We start from the raw sequence: 14661 nt of genomic DNA on the forward strand, positions 1-14661 counted from the left end.
GACCCATTTGGATGACAATAGTGTCTATCGTACCCTTTTCTTTGAAGAAACAGACGATCATTTAGCACAGTTGAATGATCATGTCTTGCAATTGGAAAATGATCCAAAAGATAGCGCCTTGCTGAATGATATTTTCCGTTCTGCCCATACCCTTAAAGGGATGGCGGCAACGATGGGCTATGACGTCATGACGCAGCTGACCCATAAAATGGAAAATATTTTTGAGTTATTTAAAACTGGGACCTTGCAAGTGACCCAGCAATCGATCTCATTGATTTTCAAATGTCTGGATCGCCTGTCAGAACTTGTGGAGGACTTGCGGGAAGAACGAGACCTGCAGCCAGCTCAAATTGCCGATTTATTGGCCGAACTTGACCAAACGGAACATTCTGGCGGTATATCAACCGAGACAGAAGCAAGCCAAAACCCCACCGCAGTGGGCGCGTTAACCCCACAGCTTCAACAGATCGATCCTTCTGATCTGTATGTGATCGAGCAAGCGGCTGGAGATGGCTATCAAGCGGTCCAAATTGCTGTTCGCTTAGATGCCCAATCCATGTTAAAAGGTGCTCGTGCCTTCTTGATCATGGAAAAGCTTGGCCAAGCAGGGGATGTTCTTTATACAGAACCAGATGCCCAAACACTCGAAGAAGGCACCTTTGAATCAGATTTTTCACTGCTGTATTTGACGCAGCAAACACTGGCTGATGTCGAGCAAAACATCGCCAGCAATAGTGAGATCGAAGCCTTCGTGGTGGCACCGTTTGATCCTTCAGCTGCTGTGTTGGAGGAGGCAGAAGAGCTGCTTCAACCAGTGCCGACCCCAGAGTCAGAGACTTCTGCTCTTCAGCAAGCGACAACAGAAACGAAAGAAAAATCGCCGGCGCCCGCGCATCATGCGTCCGCCCAAAATCAATCGATCCGAGTCGACTTGAATCGCTTAGATTCATTCTTGGATCTCGTGTCCGAATTGGTGGTCTATCGCAATCAATTGGAAGATGTCAGTGAGCGGGAAAACATCGAAGCAGTCAAAGACCCCTTAGAGCAAGTTTCGCGATTGACCTCTGAGCTGCAAGATTTGGTCTTGCGGATCCGCATGCAGCAAGTCAATGTCGTCTTTAGTCGCTTTCCACGAATGGTTCGGGACTTATCCAATGAACTGCAAAAGGAAATGGAACTTGTCATTTTTGGGGAAGAAACGGAATTGGATAAAACAGTGGTTTCTGAGTTGAGCGAACCTCTGGTCCATCTGTTACGTAATTCTGTCGATCACGGCATCGAAGCACCCGATGTTCGGGAAAAACTAGGCAAACCGCGCAAGGGCACGATTCGCTTGGCGGCCTATCAAGAAGGCAATCGCGTGATCATTACTTTAGAGGATGATGGCAAAGGCCTTGATCCGCAAGTAATCAAAGCAAGTGCTGAAAAGAAAGGCTTAGCAACGGAAGGTCTTTCCGATGAAGCGTTGCAGCAGCTGATTTTCCATCCTGGTTTTTCAACGGCGCAAGAAGTGACTAACATTTCTGGGCGCGGTGTCGGGATGGATGCCGTGCAATCCAAGATCACCCAACTAGGGGGCACGATCGAAATGAAGAGCCAGCCGAATAAAGGCACGCAGTTTGTGATCAAATTGCCATTGACTCTATCGATCATTCAAGCGTTGATGGTTCGCGTCGGAGCAGAAACCTTTGCGATCCCATTAAATCTCGTCGAACGCGTGGTGATGGTCAAAGAAGAAGAGATCATCCAGACGGTCTCAGATGAGGTCTATCGTTTTCAAGAGGAGTTGATTCCCTTGGTTCGGACCGATCAACTCTTAGCGATCGAAGGCGATCCATCTGAGAAAAAATTCGCCATCATCGTCAACAATGACCAGCAATTTCACGGCATTTTGGCAGATGAGCTGATCGGCCAGCAAGAAATCGTCATCAAGAAAATCGATCCGCTGCTGCAAAAGCTGAATCGCTATCAAGGAGCAACGATTATGGGCAACGGCTCGATCGCACTGATCCTAGACATTCATGCCATCTGTCAGGAAAAAAAGGATGACCGCTTATGAGCTATACAGCGCTGCAGATCGATGGCCTAAAAGAACTGATCAATATCGGCGGTGGTCACGCTGCGACTAGTTTATCAAAGCTCGTCCAACAACCGATCGATATGCGGGTACCGGAAGTCGAGATTCTAGCTTATGAGGACCTGTATCAGCAGATCATGGCGGAAGACAAAGAAGTTCATGTGGTGATGAGCCAGATCGAAGGGGCATTTCGAGGGATCTTCTTGTTTGTCTTAACGGATGAATCCGCCGCAAAATTGCGTCAGTTGATGATCCAAGAAAGCGATCCGTCTGAAGAATTGAAGCAATCGGTCATCAACGAGTTGACCAACATCCTTACCAATTCTTTTTTGATCGCGATCGGGCAACTGTTGGAAACCCAGCTGAGTGCATCTTTACCAAGCGCCAGCTATGATTTCTTTGGCGCAGCGATCAGCTCCATCTATTTGGCGATGGCCCAGTATGATGAGCAGGTGATGGTGATCCGTAATGAGTTCGTCTACGCCAAAGAAACATTAGAGGCATCGTTATTTTTGATTCCAGAAATCGGTGTACTAGAAAACATATTTGATTCATTAGGAATTTGAAAGGGGCAAATACAATGTCAAAAAAAGTATTGATCGTGGATGATGCGGTATTTATGCGCATGAAATTAAAGGATATTTTAGAAAAAAACGGCTATGAAGTCGTGGGGGAAGCCCAAAATGGCCAAGAGGCTTTTGAAAAATACCAAGCAACGACACCAGACTTAGTGACCATGGATATCACGATGCCAGAAGTGGATGGCTTAGAGGCATTAAAAATGATCCGCACGTTTGATGCGCAGGCCAAAGTCGTAATGTGCAGTGCCATGGGACAACAAGGAATGGTGATGGATGCGATTCGCGCCGGTGCGGTGGACTTTATCGTGAAGCCCTTTGACACGGACCGCGTAATCACTGCCATCGACAAAGCCTTTGCCTAATGCCTAGGAGGATAGCGACATGCAGATGATTCTTTTCAAAATGGCTCAGCAGTACTATTTGATCTCGGCGGACTCGGTGGACGAGGTCATTGATGCCCCTTCTTTTACGAAGGTGCCCTTAGCACCAGAGTGGGTGGAAGGGTTGATCAATCTGCGGGGGTCTGTCGTAACGGTGATTCGTTTGGCAAAATTGATTCCCATCATGGAACCAGCCTACGAAAAAAACATATTGATCATGAAGAAGCAAGAGGAGACTAAAGGGGTCCTCGTAGAAGAAGTAATTGAAGTTCTTGATATCACCGAAGACGATATCCAACTGGGCAATCAAGAGACAGAACATGCCGTTGGGGTCGTGACGATCGGTGAAAAAGTAGCCAGTGTGATTCAAATCGATCACATGATTTTTTAAAAAAATGGGGGATTAGTGTGGATCAGGTATTGACGCAGCAAGAGATTGATTTATTGTTGAATGCGATGAGCAGCGGAGAGATCGATCAAGAAATTATTGAGATAGAAGACAAACAAGCCAAAGTGAAAGCCTACGATTTTCGCCGACCAACAAAGCTGTCGAAAGAATACGTCAATACCCTGCACATGATCTTCGAGGATTTCTCGAAGATGAGCAGTAGCATGCTTTCTACCCAACTGCGGACCAATGTTTCTTTGCAGTTGGCAGCTATCGAACAAGTCAGTTATGACGAATTTATCCATTCGATACCAAAATTTACTTTGTTGGGGCTCTTTCATTCGCAGCCTTTGAGCGGGATTCAAATGATCGAGATGAACCCACAACTGTGTATGATGTTGGTGGAGTTGTTGTGCGGCGGCTTGGATGTCTATCAAAACAAGCCGATCGAAATGGATTTTAGCGAGAAAAAAAGTTTTACTGATATTGAAACAGCAATCTTGGAAGAAGTGGTGGCACAATTTGTCCGGGTCTACCAAAATGTTTGGAAGGACATCGTTGCCTTGGATTCGGTTTTGGATGGAATCGATACGAATCCGCAATTGATGCAAAACATGTCGCCCAACGAACCCGTCGTGTTAGTGACCTTTACTATCAAAATTTTTGAAGTGAAACATTTTATCAATCTATGTATCCCCTATGTCTTCTTTGAAGGGATCATTGATAAATTAAGTTTCCGCAATTGGTTTGATAGCAATCAGCCAGTCAACCAAGACGATAGCCGCGAGTTGCAAAAAAGTTTGAATGGCGTCGGTTTGAATTTAGAAGTTCTGCTGGGCCATGCTCAAATGAGTCTTTCTGAGTTTCTCCACTTAGAAGAAGGCGATGTCATCAAACTAGACAAAAAAATTACTGAACCATTGGAGACTTTCATCGATGGAAAACCTTACTTCCGAGCAAAACCTGGGAAGCAAGAGGACCGTTTAGCCATTGAATTATTAGACAAGTTAGAAGAGGAGCAAGAACTATGAGTGAACGTTTATCCCAAGCAGAAATCGATGCATTGTTGAATCAAAGTGCCCCAGCCCAGCCGCAAGGATTAGAAGAGCAAGTCAAAGTCGACATTATCGGCGAAGTTGGCAATATCTCCATGTCGCAAGCGGCGACGACGTTGTCTTCCATTCTTGATCGTCGGGTCAGCATCACGACTCCCCGGGTGTCTAAAATCAAATTTGGTGAGATCTTAAACGACCTCGTTGCACCAAAAGTAGCGACGACAGTTGAATTTAAAGAAGGCCTTTTAGGCAGTAATTTGATGCTATTAGAAGTCAAAGATGCCATCGTGATCGCCGATTTGATGATGGGTGGAACTGGTGAAACCAGCAACACTCAATTTACGGAATTAGAGCTAAGTGCTGTGGCAGAAGCTATGAACCAAATGATTGGGACTGCCTCGACTTCGATGGCGACGATGATCAGCCGCAAAGTGGATATCTTGCCGCCGATCGTCAAACTATGGGAGACACCAGAAAACATTGAGTATAGCGGGATCGAGGCAGAGGAAGAGATTTACTGTATCTCATTTTCTTTGCGCGTCGAAGGTCTGATCGAAAGCAAAATCATGCAAATCTTTACGGATCCTGTGGTCAACGATATCGCCAGTGCGATGCTCTCAGACGAAGCGACTGTCGTTACTCGGGAAACACCAACACCGCAGCCAACGGCACCCGTTGCTGCACCTACGCCAGAACCAGCGGCTGCATCAAAGCCCGTGGAAGTCAGCAAACCTGCGTTTCAAACATTGGCCTCCAGCGGAGTGAGCGATGGGGATAATTTGGACTTGATTCTTGATGTGCCATTGGATCTAAGTGTCGTGTTAGGCCGCAGCAAAAAAACCATTAAAGACATTTTATCTTTCAATACGGGGTCCGTCATCGAGCTGGAAAAACTGACGGATGAACCGCTAGAGATTTTGTTGAACGGCAAACTGATCGCCACTGGGGAAGTCGTGGTCATCAATGAAAACTTTGGTGTGCGGATCACCAACATTCTTTCGCAAAAACAACGCATCCACAATTTGCATTAATTTGAAGAAATCGCAAAAAGTTAAACATATGGGTTTAACTTTTTTGTGATTTGACCGATAGTAGAGGGTAGAAGAATGAGAACGGAGGAGAACCTATGAAAATCGAAAGAGGTTACGCAGAATACAGCGACAAGGCCATCAAACGTGAAGCGGTCAAACAAGAAAAGCCAACTGCTGCTCAGACAGAAAAAACCGTCGATGTTCAATTATCCGAAACAGCTCAAGCCATTCAAAAGAGTGCCAATCAAACAGCCAGTCGTAGTGAGCGAGTGGCAGAATTGAAACGAGCGATCAAAGAAGGCACCTACCAAGTATCTGCCGAAACGATCGCAGATAAAATGCTGCAACAAGATGAAAAGCAGGTCGACTAGATGACAGAACGGGAATTTGAGCGTCAGCTTCAGCAGTTCTTGCGGTTGCTGCAAAAAGAAAAGACCTGCTTGATCAAAAATCAAGCAGAAAAATTACCAGAACTCGTCGAGAAAAAAACCGCCTTCGTACCCGTTTTTTCCACGTATGAAGGAACTCTTTCAGTGACGATCAAAGAACTCATCCGCCAGATCCAAGTGCAGCAAGCCGAAAATCTCCTGCTGACGGAGCAAGCCATTAGTTTCCAAACTGTTTTGATGGATGCAGTCAAAGAAAATATCAAGACACCGGCAAATACGTATTCGAAATACCAAGAAAAACAAGCTGTCTCAACAGCGATCATCGATCAAAAAATGTAAGGAGTACTTCTATGACAGGACTATTTGGTTCATTAGGCACCGCAACCCGGGGCATGACCGCCAATCAAGCAGCGTTGCAAACCAGCAGCCACAACATTGCAAATACCAATACAGATGGCTACTCAAGACAACGAGTCAACTTGCAAGCCGAAGCGTCTTACCATCTAGCGGGTGTTGGCAGCATCGGTATGGGTGTGAAAGTCGGCAGTGTCGAACGGATCGTCGATGATTTTGTCATTGGACAAGTACGCAATGCCAATTCTACCTATACATATTATGAACAAAAAGCAGACATATTAGGACAGCTGGAAAGTTTAATGAATGAGCCTTCTGACAATGGACTGTCCAAACAGCTGGCAACGATGTTTGATTCTTGGACCGCATTAGCCAACAATCCTGAACTGGATACGTCTAAGACCCTTGTGCTGGAAAACAGCAGTACGTTTGCCGATACCATCAACCAAATGGGCAAACAAATGACGCAGCTGCAAAGCGACACGCTGGATACCATCGAAAAATCCGCGCTGGACTTCAATGAGAAGGTCAAACAGCTGCAATCCTTGAATGAACAGATCTATGGGTTGACGACGAGTGGTGAGACACCGAATGATCTTTTGGATCGTCGAGACAGTCTGTTGAAAGATCTCTCGGGTCTAGCAGGGATCGAAACCAAGACCGATCAGTATGGCCGTGGGTTTGTATCCATGAGCGGACAGACGATCTTAAGTGCGGAGGAACGCAATACCCTTAGTGTGGTGGTGGGACAAAGCGACACAGGCGCCTTGGTTTCCAAAGACGGCAACGCCTTGAATCCTGCCGAAACCATTACAGGGTCTTATCCAGCTGGAACCGTCTTGTTGACGAAAACCACCGACAATGGCGAAACCGCCTATACAGAATTGCCAATCAAAGAAGGCGCGATCGGTGGCCTGCAAGCATCATCTGGGGAGATCGGCAGCCGCTTGACGGAATTGAACAACTTTACGTCGACGATCGCGCAAGCCATGAACATGGTCTTTACTGGCGGCGCTTCTCCTACTAGCGGACTATTTGAGATCGGCCAAGATGATACTGGTACAGCGACGACGATTCGGGTCAGCCAAGCACTGTTAGATAACCCAAGTCTGGTGACCGGCGGAACGAGCAATGCAGCAGGAGATGGTTCAAGAGCTGCTGCAATGGCGAAACTCAGCAGTGCCAAATTGGACTTCCCGTTGTCAGAAAAGACGATCGCTTCTTTTGATTCTGAGACATTGACGTTTGCCAATGCAGCATCTGGCATGAGTGTCAGCAGCTACTTTAACAGCATCGTCACCAAAAACGGGATCTCAAAACAGCAAGCCGACAATACAGTCAGTGCCCAATTGTCGCTGCTGAATCAACTAGAATACAAAAATCAATCGGTGTCTGGGGTTTCATTAAATGAAGAAATGTCAGATGTGATTCGTTTCCAACAAGGATTTCAGGCCAATGCCCGCATATTATCGGTCGTTTCTGAAATGTTAGACACATTGATCAATCGAACAGGAGTGTAGACCATGCGTATTTCCAATTCAATCACCTACAATGATTTTTTACGAAATCTAGGAACCAACGCCTCCAAAGTCCAATCCACGTTGAATCAGCTATCGAGCTTAAAAGAAGTCAGCAAGTCCTCGGATAATCCGCTGCTGGTTTCAAAAATCATGGATCTCAATGTGTCGTTAAATCAAAACAAAACTTACAACAATACGATCAAAGACAGTATTTCTTGGACAAAAGCCCAAGATTCTGCTTTAGAAAGCGTCAGTACTTCGATGCTGCGGATTCGCTCGTTGGTTCAATCTTCTGCCAATGCGACAGCTGGCAGTGAGGAATTAGGGGCAAATCGTTCAGAGATCGAGCAAGAGATCGAAGGCATCGTTGAATCATTAAACACCAACTTTGATGGCCGCTATCTATTTAGCGGAACGAATACGACGACGGCGCCTTTTGAGATCGTCAAAGAAAATGACGCCATCGTCGGTATCAAATACAATGGCACCAGCGAAGACTTGCCGCGAGAAATCGCAAATGGGGTCTCGGTGGATCTGTTAGCCAGCGGTGATCGTCTGATGAACGAGACGGGCACAGCTGAGGATCCCCAAAATTTAAGCACCTATTTCAATGATTTGTTGTCTGCGTTGCGCAGTGATGATAAAGATGCTTTAGGGGGCGAGCTTTTAACCGCTCATGACCAGCATGCCACTAATGTGGTGAATGTACGGGCGCAGATCGGCACCCTCTACAATCGCTTGGAAGCGGCAGCTGATCGAAATGAGACGGAAAAGCTGAACTTGACCGAAACACTGTCCAACAAACAAGACGTCGATATTGCGGAAAAGTATATGGAATATCAAAATCAAATGACTGCCTACCGTTCAACACTAGCGATGGGAACAAAGATCATGCAGATGTCCATTCTAGATTATTTAAATTAACCCAAAAACTTTTGTTCTTTGCTGAGAGCAAAAGTTTTTTATTTTTTTTAGAAAAAAGGCTTAACCCTGAACGGTTTCTTCCGATAAATAGTAGCAGAGGGAAACCTTAGCGAATAAAAATTAGGAGGAACTACACATGAGAATCAATACAAACGTTTCAGCATTGAATACTTACTCACGCCTAACGGCAGCAAATGCTTCTAAAAGCAATTCTTTGTCTAAATTATCTTCAGGCTTACGCATCAACAAAGCTGGGGACGACGCAGCTGGCTTAGCAATTTCTGAAAAAATGAAAGGCCAAATCGGCGGTTTGTCACAAGCAAAAAGCAACGCACAAGATGGTATTTCATTGATCCAAACAGCAGAAGGTGCATTAAATGAAACCCACAGCATCTTAGGCCGTATGCGTGATCTTGCGGTACAAAGTTCAAATGGTACGTTAAGTGATGACGACCGCAGTGCGATCAACAAAGAATACACTGCATTGTCTGATGAAATCGACCGTATCAGCAATACCACTGAATTCAATACAAAAAGCTTGTTAACTGGTGAAGGCGATGATGCGAAATCATTCACTTTCCAAATCGGTGCCAATGCAAACCAAACAATGAGCGTTTCAATCAACAACATGAGCTCATCTGCATTGAAAGTAAAAGGCTTAGATTTAACACAAGCCATTGATACAAGCGATGCCAAAGCTGTTGCTGCAGCAAAAGATAAAGCAGTAGCGACTGCCTTCAAAGCAGATGCTACAACAAAATATGCAGCGGACGGCACAGTTGATGCGGCAGCTGGTAAAACAGTTGCTGAATTACAAACAGCCATCGATACAGCAGCGGATGATACAGCAAAAGCAACAGCTCAAAAAACATACGATGATGCTTTAGCAACATTTACCGCTTCTGATGAAGGCAAAGCAGCAGCGGCAACTGTCAGCGTTGAAAACAACCCAATCACGAAAATCGATGAAGCGATCAAAGCAGTTTCTGCACAACGTGCGGATCTTGGTGCGGCGCAAAACCGTCTAGAACACACAATCAACAACTTAGGTACAACGCAAGAAAACCTATCTGAAGCAAACTCACGTATCCGTGACGTTGATATGGCCCAAGAAATGATGAGCTTTACGAAGAGCAACATCCTTTCTCAAGCAGCAACTTCAATGTTGGCACAAGCAAACTCAATGCCTAACAGCGTATTGAGCTTGTTACAAGGATAATTTTTGATCAAGTGAACCACTGACACAAGGACTGCCTAGGGGAAGCGCAGTTCTTGTGTTTTACATAGCAGCACAAAAACGCTTAGAAATGAGGAAGCTCTGATGGATATTCAGCCAATGTCAGGAATACACCCGATCGAAGCCGTTGCGTCGGTCGCTAAAGCACGTCCGATCGAATCCCTAGATCAAGAGACCGCCAACCTTCAGCCGCAACACCAAGAGGGGAAACTGGCGGAGAAAAAGGAACAGACAGCGGCAACTGAACCGCCGATCCACTATTTTTCAGTAGCCGATCAGCACAAGATCGCAGCCTCCGTGGAGGAAGTGAATCAGCGACTACTTGGCAAAGATATGAAATTGGCTTATGAAGTACATGAGCGCACAGGGCGTACCATGGTGCGTTTAGTGGATATGCAGACCAACGAAGTGATCAAAGAGATCCCGCCCGCCAACATGCTAGACGTGATTGGGAAAATATGGGATGACATGGGCATCGCGGTCGATCGAAAGGGATGAAAACATGGCAAGTGTAACCAGCAGTTCAGGAATCAGTACAACGCTAGGGAGTTACTCTGGCGTGACTTCAGAGGATATTGAAAAATTATTGGCGGCAGATGCGATCAACAAGACCCGCGCTGAGAATAAAATCACGTCGCTAAAAGCACAAAAAACGGCGTGGAGTGATATCAGCACTCGCTTGACTAACTTTTTGTCAAAAGTCGATGCATTACAAAAAGATGATGCTTATCAAACGAAAAAAGCGACGACCACCAATAGCAGCATCGCTTCAATTGCAGGAACAACGGAAGCTCCAGAAGGCACCTATGATCTAAAAGTCAACCAACTAGCAACAGCCACGAAGGTGACCGGGAGTCAAGTAGCTCAAAGCAGCAAAGCGGCCCTAAATGTCAGTGGTCAGCTGTCATTGACCAGTTCGGAAGTCGATGAAGATGGCAAACCGATCACCGCTTCGATCGAGATCACGGCCGAAGACAGCTTAAAAGATGTGGCAGCCAAGATCAATAGCCAAAGCAAGACGACCTTCGTCGCGGCGAGCATCGTGGATAACCGTTTGATTTTAACGAACACCAAAATGGGCGACAAAAATTTCTTGATCGACGGCAATGCTGCCGAAGGGTTAGGGATTGGTTCAACTGCGACAACGACGCAAGGCCAACCGGCTATTTTTGAGCTAGACGGCATGAAGATCACTCGCGACAGCAACAGTGTGACGGATGTTATCGATGGTGTCACGCTGACGTTAGCGAAAAAAAGCGAGGAGCATGTGACGCTTTCTTTAGCCAATGATACCTCGAAAGTCGTTGATGCAGTGCAAGGATTAGTGGATCAATACAATAGCTTGATGAGTTTTATCGGCGACAATTTGACCGTGGGAGATCCTAGTAGTGAAAACAACAAGACGGGGACCTTGGTGGGAGACAGTGCGTTGACCCGTCTACAGACCCAATTGCGAAATTTGATCACCATTCCAGCCGTCAGCGGCTCAAAGCTGACCGCCAATAAGCTAGGCATCTCCACCGTTGATAATGATGGTACATTGGGACTGGATACGACAAAGTTAAAAGAAGCCTTAGCGGAAGATCCCGCTGCTGTGAAGTCTTTCTTTTATGCAAGTACGAAAACCAAAGAAGCCGATGGCACTGCGAGCACGAAAGAGACTGGCTATACACTAGCCCTAAAAGAATTAGCCAACAGCTATGTCGTCAATACTTCAGCCAATAAAGGGATCATTGCCACCAAATCTGCGACCTATGACAGTACCATCAAGGATTTAAACAAGCAGATCACACGGTTTGATGATATTTTGGCAATGAAAAAAGAGCGTTACATCACAATGTTTACCAAGTTAGACTCCGTGATGATGGAGGCTGAAAATCAGCTGAGCTACCTAAGCAATCAGTTTGCCAATACGTCAAACTAGGCTAGATAGCCGATTAAAGCAGTCATTTTTTCATTCGCATAAGAAACCCTCGTCAACATGAAAGGAAACAACCTATGGAGCCACACGTATCATTAGATGAACGTTTGAATCAGATTTTAACTGGTTTTGCCCAATGGCGCGGCGACAGCGAAGAAGCCAGTCGTTTGATGGCAGCCAATGCAGCGGTCATAGCAGCCATGCAAGCAGAAGCACAGAGCCATAGTCCACAAACCAGTGCATTGGCGCAACAAGTGATCCAAGCGTATCAAGCGTTCTTAGACCAGGTCAAAGCCCAGCAGCAAGAGATCAAACAAGAATTGGGGCGTTTGAACCGCAAAAACAATCTTGTCAAAACGTATTTGCAGCAAGAAGACAGTGCCGCCTTCGTCGAATTTGATTTATAGTGAGGAAAAAAAGATGAATTATCAAAAAATGCAAAACAACTATTTGCAGAACCAAGTAATGAGTGCCTCCCCCAACAAACTGATTGAAATGCTGTTGCAAGCAGCGATCAAAAATATCAAATTAGCAGTGATCGCATTGGAAAAAGAAGATTTGAGCCAAGCTCATCAGCAATTTGTCAAGGCGCAGAATATTTTATTGGAATTACGGGTCTCTTTAGACCGTGAGCAAGGCGGCGCTATCGCTGAAGATCTCGATCAGCTGTATGGCTATATGTACGATCAGCTAGTCAGTGCCAATGTCCAAAAAGAGGCAGCCCCTGCAGAAACGGTCGTCCCGCTTTTAAGCGAACTACTGGAAAGCTGGCAAACGATCACCCAATAAATTTGAGAAAAAGCAAAGAAACGACCACCTAAAACCTAGAAAAGTTTAGTAATTGGTTAAATTTTTACCATGTATCCCTTTTCACTAAGCTTTCTTTTACCCCTCCTCGTCCCTATCTGGTACTCTTTTTATGAGCGTACCGAAAAGGTGCAAGGAGGTTTTTTTTTGAAACAAAAAATAGTACAAAAGCCGCTTTTCTGGCAAGTGGTGATTCTGATTGCAATGAGTGGTGTTTTTTTATTACCGCAGATCCTAGGCCAAGGCATGATTTTGGGCTCTGATGTGGTCTTTCACTTCAATCGTTTTTATGAGACCAGCCAGCAGATCAAAGAGGGCAATTTTCAATATTTTCTTTCTATCTACGGGTTTCAGCAATCTGCTCGTATCGTCAATGCATTATACGGGCCTTTTTTTGCCTATTTCCAAGGATTGCTGGTCTTGCTGAGTCCTTCGTGGTTTTCTTACCAACTGCTCGCCAATGGGCTGCTCTATCTGCTAGCAGGGTTTTCGATGTTTGGCTTATTAAAGAAACTACGAGTCAATGGCTGGCTGTCAGTGGGGATGAGCATCCTGTTTATGGCGACCTATTCTGTCCAGTATTGGATTGAGCGGCAGGGCTTTTCTGCTTGGGGAGCGGCCGTGTTACCGCTGTGTCTGATTCCACTGATCGCACTAGGGGAACATAAACGGTTGCGGCCTTTTGCGGTAGGGGTTTCCGTGGCGGTCTTATTTCAAATCCATGTGTTTTCAAGCATCTTGTTAGTGCTCTTATATGTGCCCTTTTTCTTACGCGCCTTTTTTGTTGGAACTTCCGGCGAAGAAAAACGACAATTGGTGCTGCGCTTAGCAGGAGCGATCGGGATCTTCTTACTGTTAACCGCCAATATTTGGTTAGGGATGTTGGATCTCTATACGAGTAACACGTTGATCGCGCCTTTTGTGAATCGCAACATGCAGAACAATACCATTACTGGAACCAGCAGCTATTGGTGGACGACTCCGTACCTGCTGCCCATCTTATGTGCTTTGTTCTTTTGCGGTGCGATCCGTGTATGGCCGCGTCTATCTGGCGGCTTCAAATTAATGACGGCAGCTGCAGCAGTCTTTTTCGTTTTATCATCGAACGCTGTTCCTTGGCAATGGCTAGGCAGTCTGGACAATGGTGTGATCAATTTACTGCAATTTCCTTTTCGGTTCTTTGTTCCTGCCACGATTTTGATCTTAGTCGGTTTGTGCCTGCTAGTTCCTTATTATCGGGGCAAGCCATTGGCAAATCCGCGTTGGTTCGTCCTCGTTTTAGTCTTGAGTGTTGGTCAAATCCTGATCCAAAACACGGTCAAAATGCAGGATTGGCACTCTGATGAAGCGGCGGTTTCACTGCGAAACCACACCTATCTGTCGGCGGAATCTGAAGCGCAATTGAAGGAAGCCTATTTTAGTAACGACAAGTCCTTAGCCTTAGCGCTGTATCAACGTTCTACGCCAGATTATCTGCCCCTCTATCAAGAGACCAAGAAGAACAAATACAATTTGTACGGGGAAGAAATCATTGAAAAGAATGATACCGTGGCAAAAACCGTAGAAAACGGGAAGCTTACTTTACGTTGGCAAGGTGATAAAGAGACGTGGAAGGCGTTACCGATCATCAATTACCGATATACTGAATTGACCCTCAATCAGCAGCCGCTAACTGAAAAAGATGTCTCTTTGAGTGCCATTGGTGCCGTTTCTGTCCAACAGCAAGCAGGGGAGAATGTCTTAGTCGTTGATTACGACGCGCCTTGGTTTTTCGACGGAGCTTTATGGCTGACGATCATTTCTTGGCTCGCTTTACTCATCGGCTTTATCAGCTGGAAAACCAGACAGCTGTACCGTCGTCGTAAGGTCGTACAAGCTTTATTGAAAGAATCTGAATAAAATGAATCAGAAAAGAACTTCAGCGAGAGGGCTGAAGTTCTTTTTTTGCTGATCAACAACAGTGTACCTGTTGCTTTTCGTCAGAAACAATAATCGTT

Annotated in this window: 16 protein-coding genes; all 16 read left to right on the forward strand. The window is 45.6% G+C overall.

All coding sequences use genetic code 11. The annotated features are described in order from the left end of the window. The first annotated feature begins 7 nt into the window (after positions 1-7). The 16 genes from IGK14_RS00615 to IGK14_RS00690 all read left to right on the forward strand — a co-directional run bounded on the left by IGK14_RS00615 (position 8) and on the right by IGK14_RS00690 (position 14563). A complete protein-coding gene (locus IGK14_RS00615; RefSeq protein ID WP_010748546.1) occupies positions 8-2059 on the forward strand; it encodes a chemotaxis protein CheA in 2052 nt (683 codons plus the stop codon). Then, complete coding sequence (locus IGK14_RS00620) at positions 2056-2643, forward strand: chemotaxis protein CheC (RefSeq protein WP_005226634.1); 588 nt, start codon at positions 2056-2058, stop codon at positions 2641-2643. The genes IGK14_RS00615 and IGK14_RS00620 overlap by 4 nt, the downstream gene beginning before the upstream one ends. Positions 2644-2657: 14 nt before the next feature. After that, the gene (locus tag IGK14_RS00625) at positions 2658-3020 is read left to right on the forward strand and encodes a response regulator (protein WP_003129084.1); all 363 of its coding nucleotides are present in this window, start codon (positions 2658-2660) and stop codon (positions 3018-3020) included. A gap of 19 nt (positions 3021-3039) precedes the next feature. Beyond that, on the forward strand, positions 3040-3429 hold the full coding sequence (locus IGK14_RS00630; protein WP_005232757.1) for a chemotaxis protein CheW: 390 nt from the start codon (positions 3040-3042) through the stop codon (positions 3427-3429). A gap of 17 nt (positions 3430-3446) precedes the next feature. Continuing rightward, positions 3447-4457, forward strand: coding sequence for a flagellar motor switch protein FliM (fliM, locus tag IGK14_RS00635; RefSeq protein ID WP_005232756.1), 1011 nt, complete (start codon positions 3447-3449; stop codon positions 4455-4457). After that, the gene (gene fliY / locus IGK14_RS00640) at positions 4454-5512 is read left to right on the forward strand and encodes a flagellar motor switch phosphatase FliY (protein WP_005226637.1); all 1059 of its coding nucleotides are present in this window, start codon (positions 4454-4456) and stop codon (positions 5510-5512) included. Before fliM ends, fliY begins: the two co-directional genes overlap by 4 nt. A gap of 95 nt (positions 5513-5607) precedes the next feature. Then, a complete protein-coding gene (gene flgM, locus IGK14_RS00645; RefSeq protein ID WP_005232754.1) occupies positions 5608-5883 on the forward strand; it encodes a flagellar biosynthesis anti-sigma factor FlgM in 276 nt (91 codons plus the stop codon). Next, the gene (locus tag IGK14_RS00650) at positions 5884-6240 is read left to right on the forward strand and encodes a hypothetical protein (protein WP_005232752.1); all 357 of its coding nucleotides are present in this window, start codon (positions 5884-5886) and stop codon (positions 6238-6240) included. Between the two features lie 11 nt (positions 6241-6251). Next, the gene (flgK, locus tag IGK14_RS00655) at positions 6252-7775 is read left to right on the forward strand and encodes a flagellar hook-associated protein FlgK (RefSeq protein ID WP_005232751.1); all 1524 of its coding nucleotides are present in this window, start codon (positions 6252-6254) and stop codon (positions 7773-7775) included. A 3-nt stretch (positions 7776-7778) separates the two neighbouring features. Then, a complete protein-coding gene (gene flgL / locus IGK14_RS00660) occupies positions 7779-8699 on the forward strand; it encodes a flagellar hook-associated protein FlgL (protein WP_010748547.1) in 921 nt (306 codons plus the stop codon). Between the two features lie 136 nt (positions 8700-8835). Continuing rightward, positions 8836-9918 (forward strand): flagellin, encoded by a 1083-nt coding sequence (locus IGK14_RS00665; RefSeq protein ID WP_005226642.1) that lies wholly within the window; start codon positions 8836-8838, stop codon positions 9916-9918. Positions 9919-10020: 102 nt separating this feature from the next. Further along, entirely contained in the window at positions 10021-10434 is a 414-nt protein-coding gene (locus IGK14_RS00670) for a flagellar protein FlaG (protein WP_010748548.1), read from the forward strand. Between the two features lie 4 nt (positions 10435-10438). Continuing rightward, positions 10439-11860, forward strand: a complete 1422-nt coding sequence (gene fliD / locus IGK14_RS00675; protein WP_010748549.1) for a flagellar filament capping protein FliD — start codon at positions 10439-10441, stop codon at positions 11858-11860. 74 nt (positions 11861-11934) lie between these two features. After that, positions 11935-12264, forward strand: a complete 330-nt coding sequence (locus tag IGK14_RS00680) for a hypothetical protein (RefSeq protein WP_005232745.1) — start codon at positions 11935-11937, stop codon at positions 12262-12264. 13 nt (positions 12265-12277) lie between these two features. Further along, positions 12278-12646 (forward strand): flagellar export chaperone FliS, encoded by a 369-nt coding sequence (fliS, locus tag IGK14_RS00685; protein WP_010748550.1) that lies wholly within the window; start codon positions 12278-12280, stop codon positions 12644-12646. A gap of 165 nt (positions 12647-12811) precedes the next feature. Continuing rightward, positions 12812-14563, forward strand: coding sequence for a hypothetical protein (locus tag IGK14_RS00690; RefSeq protein ID WP_010748551.1), 1752 nt, complete (start codon positions 12812-12814; stop codon positions 14561-14563). Positions 14564-14661: the final 98 nt, after the last annotated feature.

The sequence above is a fragment of the Enterococcus sp. DIV0970a genome (assembly GCF_051711265.1).
Taxonomy (GTDB): Bacteria; Bacillota; Bacilli; order Lactobacillales; family Enterococcaceae; genus Enterococcus_D; species Enterococcus_D casseliflavus.

Excerpts from the sequence above, each read along its gene's own strand:
- IGK14_RS00620 (WP_005226634.1), top strand. The coding sequence starts at position 2,056 with ATGAGCTATACAGCGCTGCAGATCGATGGCCTAAAAGAACTGATCAAT.
- IGK14_RS00625 (WP_003129084.1), top strand. The coding sequence starts at position 2,658 with ATGTCAAAAAAAGTATTGATCGTGGATGATGCGGTATTTATGCGCATG.
- IGK14_RS00630 (WP_005232757.1), top strand. The coding sequence starts at position 3,040 with ATGCAGATGATTCTTTTCAAAATGGCTCAGCAGTACTATTTGATCTCG.
- fliY (WP_005226637.1), top strand. The coding sequence starts at position 4,454 with ATGAGTGAACGTTTATCCCAAGCAGAAATCGATGCATTGTTGAATCAA.
- flgM (WP_005232754.1), top strand. The coding sequence starts at position 5,608 with ATGAAAATCGAAAGAGGTTACGCAGAATACAGCGACAAGGCCATCAAA.
- IGK14_RS00650 (WP_005232752.1), top strand. The coding sequence starts at position 5,884 with ATGACAGAACGGGAATTTGAGCGTCAGCTTCAGCAGTTCTTGCGGTTG.
- flgK (WP_005232751.1), top strand. The coding sequence starts at position 6,252 with ATGACAGGACTATTTGGTTCATTAGGCACCGCAACCCGGGGCATGACC.
- flgL (WP_010748547.1), top strand. The coding sequence starts at position 7,779 with ATGCGTATTTCCAATTCAATCACCTACAATGATTTTTTACGAAATCTA.
- IGK14_RS00665 (WP_005226642.1), top strand. The coding sequence starts at position 8,836 with ATGAGAATCAATACAAACGTTTCAGCATTGAATACTTACTCACGCCTA.
- IGK14_RS00670 (WP_010748548.1), top strand. The coding sequence starts at position 10,021 with ATGGATATTCAGCCAATGTCAGGAATACACCCGATCGAAGCCGTTGCG.
- fliD (WP_010748549.1), top strand. The coding sequence starts at position 10,439 with ATGGCAAGTGTAACCAGCAGTTCAGGAATCAGTACAACGCTAGGGAGT.
- IGK14_RS00680 (WP_005232745.1), top strand. The coding sequence starts at position 11,935 with ATGGAGCCACACGTATCATTAGATGAACGTTTGAATCAGATTTTAACT.
- fliS (WP_010748550.1), top strand. The coding sequence starts at position 12,278 with ATGAATTATCAAAAAATGCAAAACAACTATTTGCAGAACCAAGTAATG.